Source organism: Paenibacillus rhizovicinus (assembly GCF_010365285.1).
GTDB classification, from domain to species: Bacteria; Bacillota; Bacilli; order Paenibacillales; family Paenibacillaceae; genus Paenibacillus_Z; species Paenibacillus_Z rhizovicinus.
Window position 1 is genome coordinate 1,704,729 of the sequence record NZ_CP048286.1, and the last position, 18,590, is coordinate 1,723,318.

11 protein-coding genes are annotated in these 18,590 nt (G+C 56.9%); 1 reads left to right on the top strand and 10 read right to left on the bottom strand.

The genetic code is table 11. The annotated features are described in order from the left end of the window. Positions 1-9 precede the first annotated feature (9 nt). The 4 genes from pyrB to GZH47_RS07930 form a co-directional block, all read right to left on the bottom strand. A complete protein-coding gene (pyrB, locus tag GZH47_RS07915; RefSeq protein WP_162639599.1) occupies positions 10-942 on the bottom strand; it encodes an aspartate carbamoyltransferase in 933 nt (310 codons plus the stop codon). An 85-nt stretch (positions 943-1,027) separates the two neighbouring features. Further along, complete coding sequence (locus GZH47_RS07920; RefSeq protein ID WP_162639600.1) at positions 1,028-2,389, bottom strand: TrkH family potassium uptake protein; 1,362 nt, start codon at positions 2,387-2,389, stop codon at positions 1,028-1,030. A 110-nt stretch (positions 2,390-2,499) separates the two neighbouring features. Beyond that, entirely contained in the window at positions 2,500-2,877 is a 378-nt protein-coding gene (locus GZH47_RS07925) for a hypothetical protein (RefSeq protein WP_162639601.1), read from the bottom strand. Positions 2,878-3,029: 152 nt separating this feature from the next. Continuing rightward, entirely contained in the window at positions 3,030-3,920 is an 891-nt protein-coding gene (locus GZH47_RS07930) for an AraC family transcriptional regulator (protein ID WP_162639602.1), read from the bottom strand. Between the two features lie 149 nt (positions 3,921-4,069). Here GZH47_RS07930 and GZH47_RS07935 point away from each other — a divergent pair, with 149 nt between their 5' ends. Next, a complete protein-coding gene (locus GZH47_RS07935; protein WP_162639603.1) occupies positions 4,070-5,176 on the top strand; it encodes a glycoside hydrolase family 172 protein in 1,107 nt (368 codons plus the stop codon). Between the two features lie 110 nt (positions 5,177-5,286). Here the strand turns inward: GZH47_RS07935 and GZH47_RS07940 are convergent, their stop codons facing one another. The 6 genes from GZH47_RS07940 to GZH47_RS07965 all read right to left on the bottom strand — a co-directional run bounded on the left by GZH47_RS07940 (position 5,287) and on the right by GZH47_RS07965 (position 18,528). Beyond that, positions 5,287-6,939, bottom strand: a complete 1,653-nt coding sequence (locus GZH47_RS07940; protein WP_162639604.1) for a response regulator — start codon at positions 6,937-6,939, stop codon at positions 5,287-5,289. Between the two features lie 16 nt (positions 6,940-6,955). Then, positions 6,956-8,752 carry a sensor histidine kinase gene (locus tag GZH47_RS07945; protein ID WP_162639605.1) on the bottom strand — a complete coding sequence of 599 codons (1,797 nt, stop codon included), beginning with the start codon at positions 8,750-8,752 and terminating at the stop codon, positions 6,956-6,958. 90 nt (positions 8,753-8,842) lie between these two features. Beyond that, the gene (locus tag GZH47_RS07950; RefSeq protein ID WP_162639606.1) at positions 8,843-9,730 is read right to left on the bottom strand and encodes a carbohydrate ABC transporter permease; all 888 of its coding nucleotides are present in this window, start codon (positions 9,728-9,730) and stop codon (positions 8,843-8,845) included. A gap of 24 nt (positions 9,731-9,754) precedes the next feature. Further along, positions 9,755-10,654: an ABC transporter permease gene (locus GZH47_RS07955; protein ID WP_162639607.1), complete on the bottom strand. Its 900-nt coding sequence runs from the start codon at positions 10,652-10,654 to the stop codon at positions 9,755-9,757. A gap of 63 nt (positions 10,655-10,717) precedes the next feature. Next, positions 10,718-12,478 carry an extracellular solute-binding protein gene (locus tag GZH47_RS07960; RefSeq protein WP_162639608.1) on the bottom strand — a complete coding sequence of 587 codons (1,761 nt, stop codon included), beginning with the start codon at positions 12,476-12,478 and terminating at the stop codon, positions 10,718-10,720. A 377-nt stretch (positions 12,479-12,855) separates the two neighbouring features. Next, entirely contained in the window at positions 12,856-18,528 is a 5,673-nt protein-coding gene (locus GZH47_RS07965; protein ID WP_162639609.1) for an S-layer homology domain-containing protein, read from the bottom strand. Positions 18,529-18,590 lie beyond the last annotated feature (62 nt).

Below are 18,590 nucleotides of genomic sequence, written 5' to 3' on the forward strand. Positions count from 1 at the left end.
AAGCCCGGCTTATTGATCTTGATCGCCGAAACACTTCTCGATCAGCGCCATCCGTATGTACAAGCCATTCTGCGCTTGACGGAAGTAAGCCGCCCTCGGATCGTCGTCGACTTCCGTATGGATTTCTCCCGCGCGCGGCAGCGGGTGAAGAATGAGCGCATTGCGCTTCATGGTGTCCACCAGCTTGCGGTCGATGATATATTTGCCCTCGGCTTTGCTGTACTCTTCGACGGAAGGGAAACGCTCTTTCTGAATCCGGGTCTGATAGAACACGTCTGCGCTGCCGGCAAGCGACTCCAGATCGGACGTTTCCTCATAAGCGACCTTCTTCTCGTCCAAATACTGCTTCACGTAGCTCGGAATTTGCACATTATCGGGCGAGATGAACGAGATGCGAACATCCCGGTAATTCGCCAGCAAGTAGCTGAGCGAGTGCACGGTCCGGCCATAAGTCAGATCGCCGATCATCGCGATGTGCAGACCGTCAATGCCGCCGAATTCCTTCTGAATCGTATACAAGTCGAGCAGCGCTTGGGTCGGATGCTCACCCGAACCGTCCCCCGCATTGATGACCGGTACGCCGGACACCGCGGCAGCGCGCTTGGCAGCTCCGATGTCCGTATGCCGCATGACGATCAGATCGCTGTAGCCGGAAATAATCCGTATCATATCCTCCAGCGTTTCGCCTTTGATCGCCGACGAGAATTGGCTGGCGTTCTCCGTTCCGATGACGCGTCCGCCAAGACGATGCATGGCCGATTCGAAGGAGAACCGCGTCCGCGTGCTCGCCTCGAAGAACAAGGTGCTCATGATTTTGTTCGGGTAGCGCTGAATGCCTCCGCGTACGGCCACCTGCTCCATTTCCTTCGCCGAATCGAACAGCCTGTCCAGAAGCTGCCGATCAAACTGCTTTGCTCCAAGCACATGATATAGCGTACTCATCCCAGCACCCATTCCCTTCCAAGCCAATAGTTTACTCCACCTGATTATAATAGAGACGCCAGCCGGAGACAAACGGACAACCGGTCTAGCCGATGATCAGCTTCTCTTCCGGATACTTGAGATTAGGTAAATTTTTATTCGGTTTGAATAATGAAATAAACAGAAACATACCGATCCGGCCGAAGAACATGAGCAGGATCAACGTCACCTTGCCCGTCGATTGCAGCGAAGGCGTGATGCCCGTCGACATCCCGCAGGTGCCGAATGCCGAGGTCACTTCGAAGAGTACCGCCGACAGATCGTATTTATGCGCTTCGGACAGCAGCAGCGCGAAGACGCCGGCCAGCACGAGCAGCACGGAGAGCGTGAAGAAAACGAAGCTCTTGAGCACATCGTCTTGCGCGAGCGAACGGCGGAATGCGCGAGGCTGCGTCTCCCCTTTGAAGAACATGACGATGGTCAGGACGATTACCGCCACCGTCGTCGTTCGAACGCCGCCGCCGACGCTGGACGGACTCGCGCCGATAAACATCAGACCGGATAGGAGCAGCAGCGTAGCCTGATGCAAAGTGGACACGTCGATCGTCGTAAGCCCGGCGCTGCGCGAGGTCACGGACAAGAACAGCGCGTTCAGCAGCTGGCTGCCCGGGGGCTTCCCGTCGAACGAATGTCCCGCTTCCGTCAGCCAGACGATCAGCGCTCCGCCGATAATCAACACGGCATGGGTAACGAGCGTGAGCTTCGTGAACAAGGAAAACCGGAACCGGCTGCCCTTCGTCTTCCAGCTGCGCACGAAATGCCAGCATTCCACGAGCACGGGGAAGCCGACCGCCCCCAGTACGATTAACAGCATGGTAAGAATTTGAACGGAGGCATTGTCCGAATAGCGGACCAATGAATCGCCGAACAGGTCGAAGCCGGCGTTCGTAAATGCGGATATCGCATGAAAGAGTCCGTAATACGCCGCTTTGGCAAGCGAGTCCGTATAACCCGACGCATAGATGAAGGCGGTGAATAACAACGTGCCGATCAGCTCGATAACGAGCGTCAGGATCAAGACGATGCGCATCAGCTCGACGAGGCCCGACAGCTTGTTCTGATTCTGATCGATCATGATCAGCTTCCGTTCCAGTAAACCGATATGCTTGCCCACCAGCATCCAATAGAAGCTGCCGATCGTCATCATCCCGACCGCTCCGAACTGGAACGCGAAGAGCAGCACGGCTACTCCGAAGACGCTGAACGTCTCGCCGGTACTTACGGTCGTCAGCCCCGTCACGCTGATGGCGCTCACCGAGGTGAACAAGGCATCCAGCGGCGAGAGCGACACGCCTTCTTTCAAGCTTACGGGAAGCATGAGCAGCAGCGCGGTAAGCATGATCACGATAAAATAAGCGCCTGAAATCAGCTGCGCCGGAGAGAGAATCTTCAATATCTTTTTTATCATAACGGCATCCTTTCCTGCATCTGAAGTGTAAACGAAGTCGTTGGAAGGCATACCGTCCTCTTCAAGCTTCTCGTATCCTGCTTCGCGATAGATGCATGCGTTCTGTAGATTTATGGATTCGGGACGATATAGACAAGATTGCCCGGATCCGCCATATACGCCTTTACAAGCTCTTCCCGCTGACTGTCCATGAAATAATACGGATCTGCGATATAGATGTCACCCGATGCGGCAAGCGCCTTGATCCGCGCCTTGATTGCAGCCATTTCAGTTTCAGGAATGTAGGCACTTCCGCCTTCCATGTCCATCGCCCAAACCCAAACGAACGAACATGACGAAGAAGCCGCATCCGCCTCGGACAACAATTGCTCGATCGCCTTGAAATTGCGCGTTTGCAAATAGTAGTCGATCAGCGTTTCCTTAAGCAGCTTCTCCGCTGTATCCTCCAGCATGAATGCCAGATCGGTCTTCCTTGAGCTTGCCGGCACCGCGAGACCACCCATCCGCGAAATTTAGAATAATATGCATGCATTTCCTGTTTTTCTCATGCTATCATTATTCCTCAAATACGCGTTTATGACAAGGCGCCGATTCGCTCGGTTTCGACCATAGCCTAGCCTTCCTTGATCCCGGCTGGCGCTCAGCGTCCCTCTTGAACAGGCAGGGACAGGCTTGCCGTTCTGTAAGCGATCGGAGGCATTCCTTCGGCCATCTTGAATGCGCGGCTGAATGCGTGAATGCTGCCGAATCCGAGCTGGTCCGAAATATGCTGGATGGAAATCGTGGTGTAGCGGAGCAGCTGCTTCGCCTTGTCGATACGGATTTGGCGATGGTATTGGATCGGCGTTGTCTCATAATGCTTCTTGAACGTCCGCACCAAATAATATTTGCTGATATTGAACATCCCGGACAGCTCCTCCAGCGTCACTTCGCTGTTCCATTTGGCGTGAAGGTGCCGGCGGACGGCTTGTATGTTCCCTTCGGGCAACGCCATGCTCGGATCGCTATGCCGGATCAGGTACGCCAGCAGCGAGAGCAGCAAGCCTTTGCAAGAAACTTCATATAATGCGAGTTTCAATTGGAATTCCTCGATCAGCTCGATCAGCATCGTCTCGAAGCGCTTCGGGTGGCGCAGCCGGATATGATTCGGAATCGCGAGCGGACCGTCCGACAGCAGGTTCGGCCGGAACCAGCCCCGCTGCAATGGCGTCATTTGGCTGGACTTCCGAAACGAGACGGCCAGCTCCTGGCTGTCGGGCCGCTCATGAAGATCGAAATGCACGTGCGGCTGGCTCACGGGCCGATCGTCCAGCACGTGAATGGAATGCCGCTGTCCCGGCTTGAAGACGAAGATATCCCCCGGTATGCCATTGTACGCAATGTCTTCTACGGTCACGAGCAAACGGCCTTCCTGCAAATACAAAATCTCGTAATCCCATATCTCCCGCTCCGGCAGCTCCCAGGTTGCCGGATGCGTGCTTTCCATCGCGACGCGTATATAAGGGCTGAGGGTTGCCAATTGTTCCAGCACAAGCATGATGCCTCCTCGTAATCATATCTGGGTTGAATGAGAGCAATCTTTGTTAAAAAGTCAGCCGATCCTGATAAATATTTAACAGGCTCCATTTACTATAATGAAGCTAATTACGCGAGGTTAATAGAAGGAGGCCCACCAGCAACATGATGAACAACATCAGCAAGATCCAGCCCGGCATTAAAACGAAGCGCATTTCGAGTTACGACCGAACCGGCGGCAACGCGGACTTCATTAAAATCGCCGCGGGAGAGACGGCCGATCTGGCTGTTATCGCCGGAGCCGGCATTATCAAGCACATATGGATCACGGTCAGCACGCCTGACAATTTCATTCGCCGGAACGCCGTTATTCGCATGTACTGGGACGGAGAACAGTCGCCGAGCGTCGAATCCCCGCTGGGCGATTTCTTCGGTCAAGGCTGGGGCGAAGAGTATAACTTCGCATCGTTGCCGCTCGCGGCCGCGCCTGCGAAAGGAAAAGCGTTCAACAGCTACTTCCCGATGCCGTTCGGCAACGGTGCCCGAATCACGATCGAGAACCAGTCCGGCGAGCCGATTAACAGCTTCTATTACTATATTGATTTCGAGGAGCACCCGGAGATCCCTGCCTCGGAAGGCCGATTCCACGCGTGGTGGAACCGCGAAGTGACCGGCGTTCACCCGGACGAAGGCGAGACAGAGTGGAGCGTGATCGCGCCGCAGTCCGCCAATCCTTCAACGGAGCATAACTATGTATTCGCGGATATCGTCGGCAGCGGGCAGTTTGTCGGCATCAATTACTATGTCGACAGCCCGGGCCCGATGTGGTACGGAGAAGGCGACGACATGTGGCTGATCGACGGCGAAGATTGGCCGGGTTCCTTGCACGGCACGGGGACGGAGGACTTCTTCAACAGCTCCTGGTGTCCGAACGAAGTGTACGCGCATCCGTACTTCGGCTACGCCAAAGTGCCGGCAAAGCTCGGCTGGATGGGACGTACCCACTGCTACCGGTTCTTCCTGGAAGACCCGATCCGGTTCGAGAAATCGCTGCATGCCAGCATCGAACACGGTCATGACAACGCCTTGACGCTCGATCTGTCGACCGTGTCGTATTGGTACCAAAGCGAGCCGCACAAGCCGTTCCCGGCGCTTCCGCCGAAAGAAGAACGGGGCAACATGCCGGAGATCGGCATCACGGATGTCCATAAATGGCGGCATGAATGGCGTAAATCGAAAGGCGGCTCGCCAACATTGTGGGGCAATGAATAGGCATTTATACGGAGAAAGACCGTGCGCGTTTGCGCAGCGGTCTTTTCATGTCGTCCTAAAGGCAAGTGACGGATCCTAATTCGCTTCGAGCGAGTTCTCCCGCTCCTCCATTAATCGTGCTTGGCCGGCCGCGGAGTCCAAGTGTCGCGGTATTCTTGAGGCGTCATGTTCGTCTGCTTCTTGAAGAAATGGTTGAAATACGGCGATGAATGAAAACCGAGATGAATGCCTACTTCATAGATCTTGCTGTTCGTGCCGACAAGCATGTCCTTCGCCATGCTCAGCTTGATCTCCGTAATGTAATCCGTCAAACTCCTGCCCGTCTGCTGTTTGTACAGCCGGGATAAGTAGAACGGCGTCAGGAAGACGACCTCGGACAGTTTGGCTAGCGACAAGTCGCCGCCGATATTCTCACGGACAAAATGCTGCACGCGCTCCACGACTTCATTGGATTCTCGGCCGCTCTCCGCCTCTACCTTCTCGATGACCAAATCCGCCAGCTCGCCGAAGAACTTCGCCGCATCCCCCCAGGCCGCATGCTCCTGCGCGCCGAGCAGCTTGTTCATATCGATGCGCTCCGGCAACGATTCCAGAAGCCCGCTTCGGTTCATCAGCTGCAGGAACGACGAGGATAACGAATAGAATAACGTCAACGCCATGCCGGATTGAATCGCTTCCGTCTCGCCGATGGCGGATGAGACCGCCGCCAGACGGCGATGAAAGTCGATGCCGTCTTTCCGTTCGAGCGCCTGCATGAGCTGGGTGATCTCCCGCTCTTGCAGCCTCGCTGCCGTATCGTTCGTAGCGGAAGGCGAAGGACTGGCATCGGACAGCAAAATCTCGCGTCCCAATCCGAGTCCCCGCGTCAATAAGAAATCGAGCTGGCCGAACTTACGCGGCAGCTCTTCCCAGTCGCATGGCTCGCAGCCCGCAACGAACGAGCAGGGCAGCTTCAAGTACGTGCGGCACGCCGTCTGAGCGGATTCGACGATACCCAGTATGCGAGACTGGCGCTGCAGCGCGGTTTCATGGTCCAAGCCCGGCTCCAGCTGCAGCAGCCACAGAAACCGGTCATTGCCGTAAGTTACGAATACGATGCGGCAGCCTTCCGCAAAATGTTCCTCGATGACGTTATGGACGCCGTACAACAACAGTGACTTGTCGCCAGGCCGTATATCATCCGGCCATTCGTCCACGCGTCCGATTCCCAGATGAACGCGGGCCTGCGCGTCCAGCGGCAGCTTCAAATCGGAAAACCTGGCAGCCCGGGTATGCGGGGAGGACCGCTCCCCTTCCACCAGCTCAAGCACGTACTCTTTGCACAGGATCGGCAGTGCTTGCGTCCAGCGATGACGCGCTTCGCTCAGCATCCGCTCATGCGAATTCTCCTCGGCGATCGCGTCCGCGGCGCGCGTGACGGCTTCGATGATTTTGTAGTCCATCTCCATCTTGAGCACATAGTCGAATGCACCGCCGCGCATCGAAGACTGGATCGATTGGAAATCATTATGGCCGGTCAAGAACACCGTCTTGCATTTCGGCCACAGCTGTTGAACCTCTTGTTGCAGCTGAAGTCCGTCCATCCCCGGCATTTTCAAATCGGTTAACAGCAAATCAACGCGAGCCCGGCGGGCGATTCCCAGCGCCTCTTCCCCGTTATAAGCCTTGCAGACTTCGAACGGCCGCTCCGTCAACTGCAGGAATTTATCGAACAAGCCTTCCACGATGATCGGTTCGTCGTCGACGATCAGCAGTCTGTACATGAATGGACGCCCCCCTTTAAGCCAAATTGTCCGTCGTATTATCGTCCGTCATGTCTTCCTCTTTCTCCTCGAGCTGAATATTGAGCGAGACCTTAAGTCCGCCTCCCTCTCCCCTCGAGACCGTGATTCCGCTCTCTTCGCCGCATAGCAGACGCAGTCGACGGTGTACGTTGATCATCCCCGTGCTCTCGTCTTCCGCCCATGTTTGTCTCAGCTTGCCCGAGAGCGTCTCGAGCTGGGCATCCGTCAGCTGTTCGCCGTTATCCTCCACGTCGATCACCATGCGATTCGCAGTCCGATGGAAAGCCATACGCAGAACCCCGCCGGAGACGCGCGGTTCGAGCCCATACTTAAATGCGTTCTCTACGATCGGCTGCAGGACCAGCTTCGGCACGAAAATCGATTTGCAATCATCGGACAACGTCTCGATCTCGATGTCGAAGCGATTGAAGAACCGCATGTTCTGAATTTCCAAGTAGGTCAGCGTGTGGCGAAGCTCCAGCTCCAGCGGAATCGTATCTTCCTTGTGGCGGGTAATGAATTCGAAATACTCGCCCAGGTAGCGGCTGAACCGCCCGATGCTTTCCAAATCGCCGAACTCCGACAGCCTGTAGAGAATGAAATACGTATTGTACAGAAAATGAGGATTGATCTGCGACTGCAGCTGCTTGATCTGCGCCTGCTTCGCGCGCAGCTTCTGTTCGTAATTATCGTGGATCAGCGTCTTCAGATGATCCACCATGCGATTGAAATGCAAATACAGATAGCGGAACTCGTCCTTGCCCTTCGTGATCGGAACCGGCTCCAGCCAGCCATCCTCGACGCGGCGGAAGGAATAGATCATTTCGCGAAGCGGCCTGTGAATGGCTCGGTAGATCCAGCGGGAGTAGAGCAGGACGATCAGAATCGACGCCGCCGACAACAGCCAGAATAGCATGCGGTACGAATTTATTTTACCGAAAATTTGGTCCTGGGGAATGTACAGACAGAGATAAGCGTTGAGCGACGACGAATATTGGCAAGTCGTCTGCATGTCGATCCCGTTCAGCTTCATCGGACTGTTCAACCCGCCCGCTGCCGAAGCGGAATGTGCTTTCTGCTTCAGGAATGCCCGCAGCTGCGCGGTGACGCTGCCCCCGCCGTTCTCCACGCCGCTGGATTGGCCGTCCGTCACGGACCACAGCCCTGACCGATCGATGAGTGCCGCACCGGCTCCGCCATAATTCGCCATGTTATCGAGCATATCCTTCAACTCGCTGCGGTTAATCTCGACGGCAAGCACATAGGACGGATCGATGGATCCGTTCGGGAACACCTGCCGGATGAAGATCCGATCGTTCCACGTCACCATGGAGGGATTGTCCATGCCTGCCTTCGGCCTAACGGCTTGATACGACGGGTCAATGTTGTCGAGCACGCCGATGGAATCGTTAATCGTTCGCCCGAGCGTCAGCAGATGAACGCTGGCGTTCTGCGCATAAAGGCTGGAATCCCCGATCAACCGCAGCTTTTCCTGCACGCGTTTGACCGTTTCCGACCATTCGTATGTCGACATGATGCCGGAAAGCACGCTCAGATGCGATAAGTCCGGGTCGTTGATGTTTTCGGACAGCATGTCGAGGATATGGCGAAATTCCAGTTCCACTGTATTTAGATAGAACACCGTACGCGAATTCATCGAATTGTTCCATTCGCTGCGCACGCTGTCCTCGCCCATACGGTTCATTTTCAAACCCAGCATAAACAAAGGAATGATCACCGCCAAGAAGGCGATGACCAATTTAGGAAATATTCCGCTGACTCGCTTGTTCAATGACGATCACCCGGCCCTTGTCCATGTTATCCAACCTATTCTTATCAGTTCGCTGTCCAAGGCCGAGTTCCTGTCGAAAACGCTCGAATCTTACTCTTTCACGCTGCCAAGCACGATCCCTGACATGAAAAACCGCTGCAGGAACGGATACACGAGGAAAATCGGCAGCGAACCAAGGAAAATTTGCGCCGCCTTAACGGAGCGGTTGTTCAAACCGGCCAGCTGCTGGAGCATGATCGGATCCGTCGTTAACGCAATGTCGCGCTGTACGATAACCGTCTGCAAATAACTGGCAAGCGGATAGTGCTCGGGCCTGTTCATGTAGATCAGCCCGTTAAACCATTCATTCCAATGCCCGACCATCGTAAACAGGCCGATTGTCGCGAGCGCCGGCTTGGACAGCGGCACGACGATGCTCCACAGCACCTGCCAATGCGTAGCGCCGTCGATATGCGCCGCCTCCGTCATTTCCTTCGGAAGCGAACGGAAGAAATTGAGGAGCAGAATGAGGTTGAACACCGGAACCGCTCCCGGGAGCACGAGCGACCAGATCGAATCGAGCAAGTGCATGTCTTTGACGATAATGTACGTCGGCACCAAACCGCCGGAGAACAGAATCGTAAAGACGAATATCCATACGTATCCGGTCCGAAATCGGAATTGGCTGCTTTCTTTGGAAAGCGGGTAAGCGACGATGATCGTCAGCAGCATATTCACGACGGAACCGAGCACCAGCCGTTCCAAAGCGACCCACACCGATCGCAGAAACTCCGGCGTCTCCGCCACGAAATGATAGGATTTCAGCGTGAAGCCTTTCGGCCACAGCTTGACCAGGTTCGCCGATACATAGTACGAATCGCTGAACGAGACGGCCAAGACATTGATGATCGGCAGCAGGCATAGCAATGCAAGCACGGCCAGCGCCGTATAATTGACGAAGATAAACAGCTTACGGCTCACGCTGTTATATTCAACCATCGTGAAGCTCCTCCTTGCGATCGATTAGAAAATACGATAGTTGGCGAAACGGTAAGCCATCATATAGGACCCCGATATGAGCACGAGGGATACGGCTGACTTGAACAGTCCGACCGCCGTCGCTACCCCGAAATCGAAGTTAACAAGACCGAGCCTGTATACATACGTATCGAGAATATCGCCCGACGAATAAACGGAGGGGCTATAGAGATTGAATACCTGATCGAATCCGGCATTCAATATATTGCCTAGGCTGAGCGTCATGAGCAGAACGACAATCGGCACGATGCCCGGAAGCGTAACGTTAATCGTCTGCTTCCAACGTCCTGCACCGTCGATGACCGCTGCCTCATAAAGCGCGGGGTTGATTCCGGTCAAAGCTGCCAAATAAACGATCGTGCCGAAACCGAATTCCTTCCAGACATCCGTCCCTACTAGAACGAATGGAAACCAATGATCATTGCCGAGAAAGAAAACCCGATCGAATCCGAGCCATGCAATGAAATCGTTCAACAAGCCGAAGTTCGGCGATAAGACGTCGAGAAGAATACCGGACAAGATAACCCAAGAAAGGAAATGCGGCAAGTAAACGATGGTCTGTACGGTTCTTTTGAATGCTTTGAGTCTGATTTCATTCAACAGCAGTGCCGTTAATAGCGGCGCAACCAAGCCCGCTGCCAGTTTCATAATGGAAATAAACACCGTATTGTAGATGACTTGACGCGTATCCGGCAAACTCAAGATATAGTGGAAATTATCGAGCCCTACCCAGTCGGAACCGAATAGTCCCTTCGTCGGAACGAATTTCTGAAAGGCGATCACGAGGCCTACCATCGGACCGTAGGCGAAGATCAAAACAAATACAAGCCCTACCCAAACCATGATATGAAGCGGAAGGTCATTCGCCCACCATCTGCGCAGCATTGTTTCCTCTCCCTTCCGGATTCGGAAACGGGCGGAGCTGAAGCCCCGCCCGAAACCGGATACTTACTTGTGTTCTTTATACCAGTCGTTGACTTCTTGAATGATTTGGTCGCCGCCTTGCTTCTTCCAATCCGCCACGAATTGGTCGAACGAGTCGAGCGGCTGCTCGCCCATGATGATTTTCGTAAACGTCTTCACTTCCAAGTCGCGCAGCGCAGGGCCGTTGCGAACCATCGTTTCCGTCGGCGCGCCTAGGAACGCGTTGGTCATGAAAGCATTGTTCTTCTTATATTGACCGAGGATCCCGTACGTGGACGTATTGTCGCCGCCGAACAGTTTCTCCATCGGCCAGCCTTTCACATCTCCCGCGCGATACGAAGTGACGCTGTCGTAATACGCTTTGGCCGTCGGATTCAGCTTCGAAGGATCCTTCGCCGTAAGCGCTTCTTGAACAGAGTAGTAATCGTCCTGGTTCGTTTCCGAGAACCCGCCGGATACAGGAGACAGACCGAACACGCCGATCGTTTCGTCGCCGTTTTTCTGGCTGTGGTATTTCTCGTCGCGGGACTCGCCGTAGTTTTTCTCCATATAGAAGTTGAGGATTTTGACCGCCGCTTCCGGATGCTTGGATTTCTTGCTTACGACGGTGAACGATGCAGGCACGATGTTGTTGCTGAGCGCCTTCACCGGCTGGTCGTCAGCCGATACGAGCGGATAAATCTCCCAATCCACTTTCGGATCCTTAGCGATCATTTCGTTAATCGGCCAAGTCGGTACCCAGAATGCGCCGTACGTCATGCCGACTTTGCCGGCCGTTGCCAACGCCGCGCTCTTCTCGCCGCTGTCCACGCCAAATTCAGGGTTGATTGCGCCTGCTTTGAACAGGTCTTGCAGCTTGCCGAGCGCCGTCTTCACTTCTGGCTGAATATCGGCGTAATCGAGCTGGCCGCCTTTATCCATGAACACCAGATTGAGACCGGTCGAGTTCGGGCCGCCCGGATTGAACGGATACGCATGATAGCCATTGAAGAAGCCGTCCAGGCCGGACCAGCCGTTAAACAAGTTATAGTCAAGGCTCAGGCCGAAGGTATCCTTCTTGCCGTTGCCGTCGGGATCGTCGTTTGCGAACGCTTTGGCGATGTTGATGACATCGTCCATCGTTTTTGGCGGCTGCAAGTTCAGCTTTTTCAGCCAATCCGCGCGAACGTAGATGAATTGCGCGTCGTCGCGTCCGCCGCCTCCGTTCGGAATCGCCATCAGACGGCCATTGACGGAAGCTGCTTTACGAGCGATGCCGTCTCCGTTCTCGATCGCTTTCTTGGACAGATCGGTCGCGTACTTATCGAAGACGTCCGTCAGATCGGCGATTTGGTCAGCTTCGATGAGCAATTGCAGCTGCTGCAGATTGACTTCGAAGATGTCCGGCAGATCGCCTGCTACCATCGAGACATTCAGTTTCTTCGGATATTGCTGGTCATCGACGATCCAGTCGTTCTTCATCTGAATGCCGAGATCGCTCTTCAGCTCGTTGGTGTAAATGTTGTTGTCCCAGCTTTCGCCAGGAAGGAACTTGAGACCGCTGTTGAATTTGCGAACCGTGGACACTTCGATCGGCGGATCGTATTTCACGAGCGGACCGTCGGCGACGGCAGCCGGCGTATTCGCCGATCCAGAATTCCCTGTCGTGTTCTGCGCCTTATTTTTATCGGCATTCGCCGCCGGCGCATTCTCATTCTCCCCGTTGTTGCTGCCGCATGCAGTCAGCGCGACGGATAATGCAAGTACCCCTGCCGCAGTGATAGCGGTCATTCGTTTACGATGCATTTGTATACCCTCCCTGATCGAATCTTTCTGTTCGAACAATTCCCATTATGAAGCCGCCTGCCTTATACCGTAAATATCGTTCTCATGATGTTGATTGCGTTTTCATATCTTGAACGAATCCGATGCAATAGAAGGATATTATAACGATATCGAAAGACAAAAATGTGACATTTACTTATATTACAACGATTCGAGAGGCTTTGGAGAAGTTTGACGAAATTTACGATTATGCGCGGTTTGCCATGCAACTGGACGACGGCTACGATCACGCGGCCGGGGGAGCCGATATTCCGCCTCGCATTCGCTTGCCGGGCGATCCGGGCGGCCCGCCGATCGAAGAAGCCCCCGGGCCGTTTCGGCTCGGGGGCTTGCTATCATCAGCTAGTCAATCTTGCCAGACGGTCGACGAGCACCGCCGTTTGGGCCCGCGTTACTTGGTCCTTCGGCAGCAGCTGCTTGCCGTCTCCTTTCAAGATGCCTGCTTTTACGAGCGTTGCCATGTCAAGAACGGCGTAAGCGGCCACCTTCTGCGCGTCGGCAAACGCCTTCAGGTCGGCTGCCGTTCCGCTGTCCGCCTTTAATCCCGCCGCTTTCATGGCGCGAACGACGAGCGCCGCCATTTCCTGGCGAGAGATCGGCGCGTCCGGACGGAACAAGCCGCCGCCGGCGCCTTTCGCGATGCCGAGCTCTCTCGCGACGCCGATCGACTCATAATAAGCCGACAAGGAAGGCACGTCGCCGAAATTGCCCTCGAACGATGCGGACAGTCCGAGCGCTTTCACGAGCGCGTCCGTGAATGCCGCCCTGGAGATGCTTTGACCCGGGACGAAGCGCGTATCGGACACGCCGCTCATGATGCCCTTGGCCGTAACGTCCGCAATGGCTTGCTTCGCCCACCCGAAGGCTGCGATATCGCCGAAATGCGAGTTCGCATACACCACGGCATAACGGCTGAAGTGGGTCGCCTTGAACACCATTCCCCCGGCTGCCGCGTCGTAACGGCCGCTCGGTACGGGTACGGCATGGCCCGCTTCGTCGATATAGCGAACCGCGAGGAGATCCGGATTCGCCTTCTCGCTATCCGATGGCGCGTAAGGAATCGTTGCCGTGACCGGAGCGTCGGCGTTGTTCCAATGCACGGCTTTGCCGTCGATCTTGATCGTCACGTCGACCGCTTGTTTGACGCCTTCTCCCAGCTCCGCGGCATCGGTGAAGGCAATCGTCAATTCGATGGTCTTGGCGTCGCCGACGAGCGCCTCGTCGAACATGCCGAGCGGCAGCATCAGGCTGCCTGCCGGCGTCTGCACCGTCAGCCTTCCGTCTTGGCCGCCTTGCGCGAAAGCAGAAGCCGGCACTTGGAGCGAATAGCCTTTGGCGCCCGCCGCCGCTTGCAGCGCGACGATAGCGTCATGGCTGCCTTTGGCGGCTGCCTGCTCTACTGCTTTGGCGAATTCGTCCGCGGTGATCGCGCCCTTCGCCAAGCCGCCGTCCAACGTCGGCGCAATGCCGATAACCGCGTCGTTCACCGTGTTCGGAGCGCTTGGCAGGACTGCTCCAGCTCCGCCGCCGTCGCTGCTGCCATTGCCCGCATTCACGGCGAGCTGTAGCAGATACGGCTTCTCCAGCTCGATGGCGAACTCGCCGGCATTGACCGTGCCGCCGTTAATGAGCTCTGCCGCCGTGCCGGCCGGCTTGCCGTTCACGACGATGCCGATGTTCTTGGACGCCGAAGCGGAGTCGTAGTCGGCAATGTCGATCAGCAGCTTGCCTTTGTATACGGCGCTCTGCCATTCCACGCCGTCGACCAGCTGTCCCGTGCTCTTGTCGATCAGTTGAACGCTCATCAGTTTGAGCGACGCGAGCGCCTCGCGGACCGTCTGCTTCAACGCCGATGCGTCCGACAGCACATTGGAACCGGCGATGACCGCCGATCTGGCCGCCGCGTCCGAAGGCTGGTTATTCTCGTCCTTGGCAAGGGAGTCGCTGCCGACGACGATGACTTTGCCGCCTTTGGCGACGAATGCCTGGATGGCGTTAAGCGTCGACGCCTCGACGTTCGTCGCCTGCGGTACGATCAGCAGCTTATACGCGTCCAGCCCGCCGTCTTTCGCCTGCTGCTCCGAGACGAAGCCAGGCTTCTGGCCGCTCAGCGCAAGCGCGTCGTACGCTTTGTCGACGGTGTCCTGATAGCTGCCGGAATAGACGAGCGAAGGCAGGGAGTACAGGATCGCCGCCTGCGGCTTCACGTTCTGCAGCGCCGTTACTTCATAAGCGAGACGGTTCAAATCCAGGTTCGTCTTGCCGACTTCCTTGACGACGTCCGGCCGCTCGAGGATGCTGCCGTAGAAGTCGCTGTTCACGTCGTACGTCCGCTCCCATACCCAGATCGCCGACGCCGACTTGCCGTGCACCGCCGATTGGAACAAGGACGTCGCCACGTGCTTCGCCTGCTCCGGCGAGTACACCGTATCCCTGTCGGCGATCACGTGCGTCTCCGAGTTGAAGACCGGCGCCTGCCGCAGCGAATTTTGCAGGTCGTAGAATTGGTTCTCCTTCGTGAAGCCGCTGACGCCGGTTCCGAGGAAGTTCCAGTTGTCGTCGCCGTTCAGATCGGAGAAGCCGGCGAAATCCTCCGGATCGACGCCGAGCGTGACCGCATCGTCCAGCTTTGCCATGATTTTGGCGCTTACCGGCACGTCGGGCGCGAGCTCATGAATGATGCCGGCCATCCAGGCATGCCAGTCGGAGAAATACTTGTTGTTGAATACCGTCCAGTCATAGAACGGCAGCGTCGACGTCTTGGCGGAAGGCATCGGCACCTCGCCGAAAGCGCCGTACGACGTACCGTACAAGGCATTCAGCGCGGCGATGGTGCCGTACTTGCCTTCCAGGAACGAAGGCCACTGCGTCGCGGCGTAGCTGTCCGTCCGCGTATCGTACGTCGGCTCGTTGCTGATGACGATGCTTTGCAGCGCAGGGCTGTCCTTGACCATCGGCACGACGGTGTCGAGGTATGCCTTGACGATTTCTTTCGCATGCGGATCGTTGATGTTGTAGTGCAGGAAACCGCCGTTGTCATTCCTCAGGTCCGGCCACTTCTGCAAGGCCCAATCCGGGAAGTAGTGCGGGGACAAGAGCAAGCTTACCCCGACGTTATGGTCTGCCGCCGATTGCAGGACCGGCAGGACCCCGCTCGCGATGGAGGAAGTGTCGATTCCGAAGTCGGCATCGCTTCCTTCAGCCGGCGCCGTGACGGTGCTGTTCGGGCCGATTTCCATCTGAATCAGATTAGCGCCGAGATCCGAGAACTGCGGAATGTCCTTCTGCGCCTGGCTGAAATGGCCGTATCCGGTCAGGAATACCGGCCGCTGCTGCGTGACGTCCGACCCTTCGGCCTTCGTGCCGGCGATGAGGGATCCGCCGCTGACCGTCGGACGCCCGGTCACGTACATCGGCACGGCCTTCGCCGTCTTCGTGCCGTTCAAGTAAGCGGTCAAGTTCGTTTCCGCTTCGTCGTACAGCGCCTCCAGCTCGCCTTCCACATAATCCGCGCGGCTCGTGTACGAATGGGAGATATCGTCCTTGCCGTATTGGATGAAGTTCTTGATGACGGCCAGGTTCACCGTCTCGTATGCGACGGGAATGCCCTTCGCCTTCGCTTGCGCGAACAGGTCTTCGAGCGCCGGGAGCTTGGCGTTCAGCGCATCGAGCGCTTCCGTCAGCTGATCCGCGCCGCGCAGAACGGCGACGTCGATCCGCTCTTCGCGGGTTTCGCTGCCCTTGCTGACGGTTGCCGTGACGGCTTGATCGCCGGGCTCGGCGAACGTTACTTGCATCGTCTTCTTAACGACCTTGCCAGCAGGAACGGTGACGTCGGCCGTCACGTTGGCCGCCGGCACGGACACGTGGAACTGAGCTTCGCTCTCGCCGAAGTTCGGCAGCGCCAGCACGTAATCGTAAGGCGTGCCCGAGACGCCGTTATTCGGCCCGTGCAGCGTGGCCGCCCATGTCGTGTCCGCATCCAGCAGCGCGAGCGTGCCCATGCTGGTCGCATCCTTCGGCGATACGCCGATGCCCGGCGTCCATTCGATATAGCCTTTCCGGTCCGAACCGTCGTTGTCGTTGATGAGCAGCGTGAACGGCACGGTGCCGTTCGGCGCCGCAGGCAGCGCGGCCAGCCACGGCATCGCGATATCGTATGTCGTCAATTTGGCGTTCTCGTCGCGGGTCGCCTTCAGCTTGACGGAATCGACGTCGAGCTTGGCGCTGCCGCTGCTCCATCTGAATTTGCTCGGCGAGCCGCCGTTGTACGAGAAGCCGTACTCCGGTCCGTAAGCGTAGCCGTCGGCGGAGAAGGCCATCTGAATGCCGTCGCCGCGCCAGATGTCGCCGCCGGATTTATCCGATTGGACGTCGTCCTTCACCACGGCGTGCAGATAGAGATTGTCGTGGTCATATGCCAGCGATACATCCGCGGACAAGTCGTCGCTGCCGTTCCAGCCGGACATTTTGACCTGCCTGCCGGCATCGGACGGCAGCTTGAAGCTCGCGGCGCCGCTCCAATCGTTCACGAAGCCGTCTTCGCCCACGCTTGCCGGATTACGGATGCCCGCGACCATCCGGTCGGCCGTATCCGCGACGCCGTTGTTCAAGCTGAACAGCTCCTCGCCCGGAACACCGGTTCCGAGCGTATACTTGTACACGCCGACCGCGCTCCGCGAGCCGGCGATTTCCGCGTACGCTCTAATATTCGTCGTCTCGTTCACGACGATCGGCGATACGTACTTCGTCCGTGAGGCCGACGAGCGAGGGTCGGTGCCGTCGGTCGTGTAATAGATGCTCGCGCCGACCGACGCCGTGGACAGCGCGACCGGCGTGCCCGCCGTTACGGCCGACGGTGCCGGCGAAGCCGTTACGCCTTGCACCTGGTGCGTCATGACCCGCAGATTGTCGAATTTGTATTCGACCGACGGCCTGCCGGCAATCGTTCCGTCCTGATTCCATACATAGAAGATGAAATACCGGATCGCGGACCGGTCTCCCTGCAGCTTGGTAAGGTCGAGGGAGTAGGTGCGCCATCCGTCCTGCCCTTCCGTAACGGTCCATGGATTGCTGCCGTTCTGCAGCGTATGGGTCGGAATGGCGTCCTCGTAGAGCACACCGCCGTTATCCAGCTTGAAGCGCAGCGGTTCCATGTCGCCCGTCGTCGGCGTGCCCACCGGCTTCAGATCGAACTGAAGCGTCTCGGCGCTGGAGAGGTCCACCGGAAGCGCCGTGGTGTCCCAATGAATTTCTTTCCAGAACGGGCCGCCGCTCGGCGCCGGGAAAGTCACGTCATAAGACTGTTTCCCTTCCGTCTTGTCGGCCGTATCGGCCGCCGTCGTCATATCTCCCCAATTAGGCGCCCAGTCGGCCGCGTTGTCGAAACCGTTCACGAGCATTTCGGACAACGGCACGACCGGCTTGTCGACCCGCAGATTGTCGAACTTGAAGTCCACCGCCGAACGGCCGCCAACGTCATCCCCGTTGAAGACGTAGAAAATGATTTTCGAGATCGCCGCCCGGTTCTGAGCCGGGATGGCGCTGAAGTCCAACGTGAACGTATTCCATGCGTCGGCATTCAGAACCGGAAGATAATCCTCGTAGATGCCGCCGCCCGCCGCGTCGATCAGCTTAAAATGCAGCGGAGCCGTCCCGCCGGTCGGCTTGATGTCGACCTTCAAGTCCGTCGCGTCTGAGAGGTCGACCGGACTCGCGGACGTGTCCCAGCTGAATTCCCGCCATTGGTTGCCGCCGGCTTTAGCGGGAACCGGGAACGTCACGTCGATCGATTGCGACCCTTGCGTTTTGTCAGTAGCATCGGCGGTTCTGATGACGCCGTCGTCGTTCCCTCCCCATTCGGCCGCGTTCTCGAAGCCGTTCAGGAGCACCTCCTGAATCCCCTCCGGGCCGTCCGCCGCATGCGCGCGCTCCGCCGGCAGCATGCCAAGCCCGGTTGCCCCGAGAAGCAAACCGGCCGATAATACGATGGCATTGATCCTTCTTAACATTGTGCACCCTCCGTTATGTGGTTTGTTGCCGCGGCTGCCCCCAGGCAGCCGCGGCTCCTTCC

Excerpts from the sequence above, each read along its gene's own strand:
- GZH47_RS07920 (WP_162639600.1), bottom strand. The coding sequence starts at position 2,389 with ATGATAAAAAAGATATTGAAGATTCTCTCTCCGGCGCAGCTGATTTCA.
- GZH47_RS07960 (WP_162639608.1), bottom strand. The coding sequence starts at position 12,478 with ATGCATCGTAAACGAATGACCGCTATCACTGCGGCAGGGGTACTTGCA.
- GZH47_RS07950 (WP_162639606.1), bottom strand. The coding sequence starts at position 9,730 with ATGGTTGAATATAACAGCGTGAGCCGTAAGCTGTTTATCTTCGTCAAT.
- GZH47_RS07935 (WP_162639603.1), top strand. The coding sequence starts at position 4,070 with ATGATGAACAACATCAGCAAGATCCAGCCCGGCATTAAAACGAAGCGC.
- pyrB (WP_162639599.1), bottom strand. The coding sequence starts at position 942 with ATGAGTACGCTATATCATGTGCTTGGAGCAAAGCAGTTTGATCGGCAG.
- GZH47_RS07955 (WP_162639607.1), bottom strand. The coding sequence starts at position 10,654 with ATGCTGCGCAGATGGTGGGCGAATGACCTTCCGCTTCATATCATGGTT.
- GZH47_RS07940 (WP_162639604.1), bottom strand. The coding sequence starts at position 6,939 with ATGTACAGACTGCTGATCGTCGACGACGAACCGATCATCGTGGAAGGC.
- GZH47_RS07965 (WP_162639609.1), bottom strand. The coding sequence starts at position 18,528 with ATGTTAAGAAGGATCAATGCCATCGTATTATCGGCCGGTTTGCTTCTC.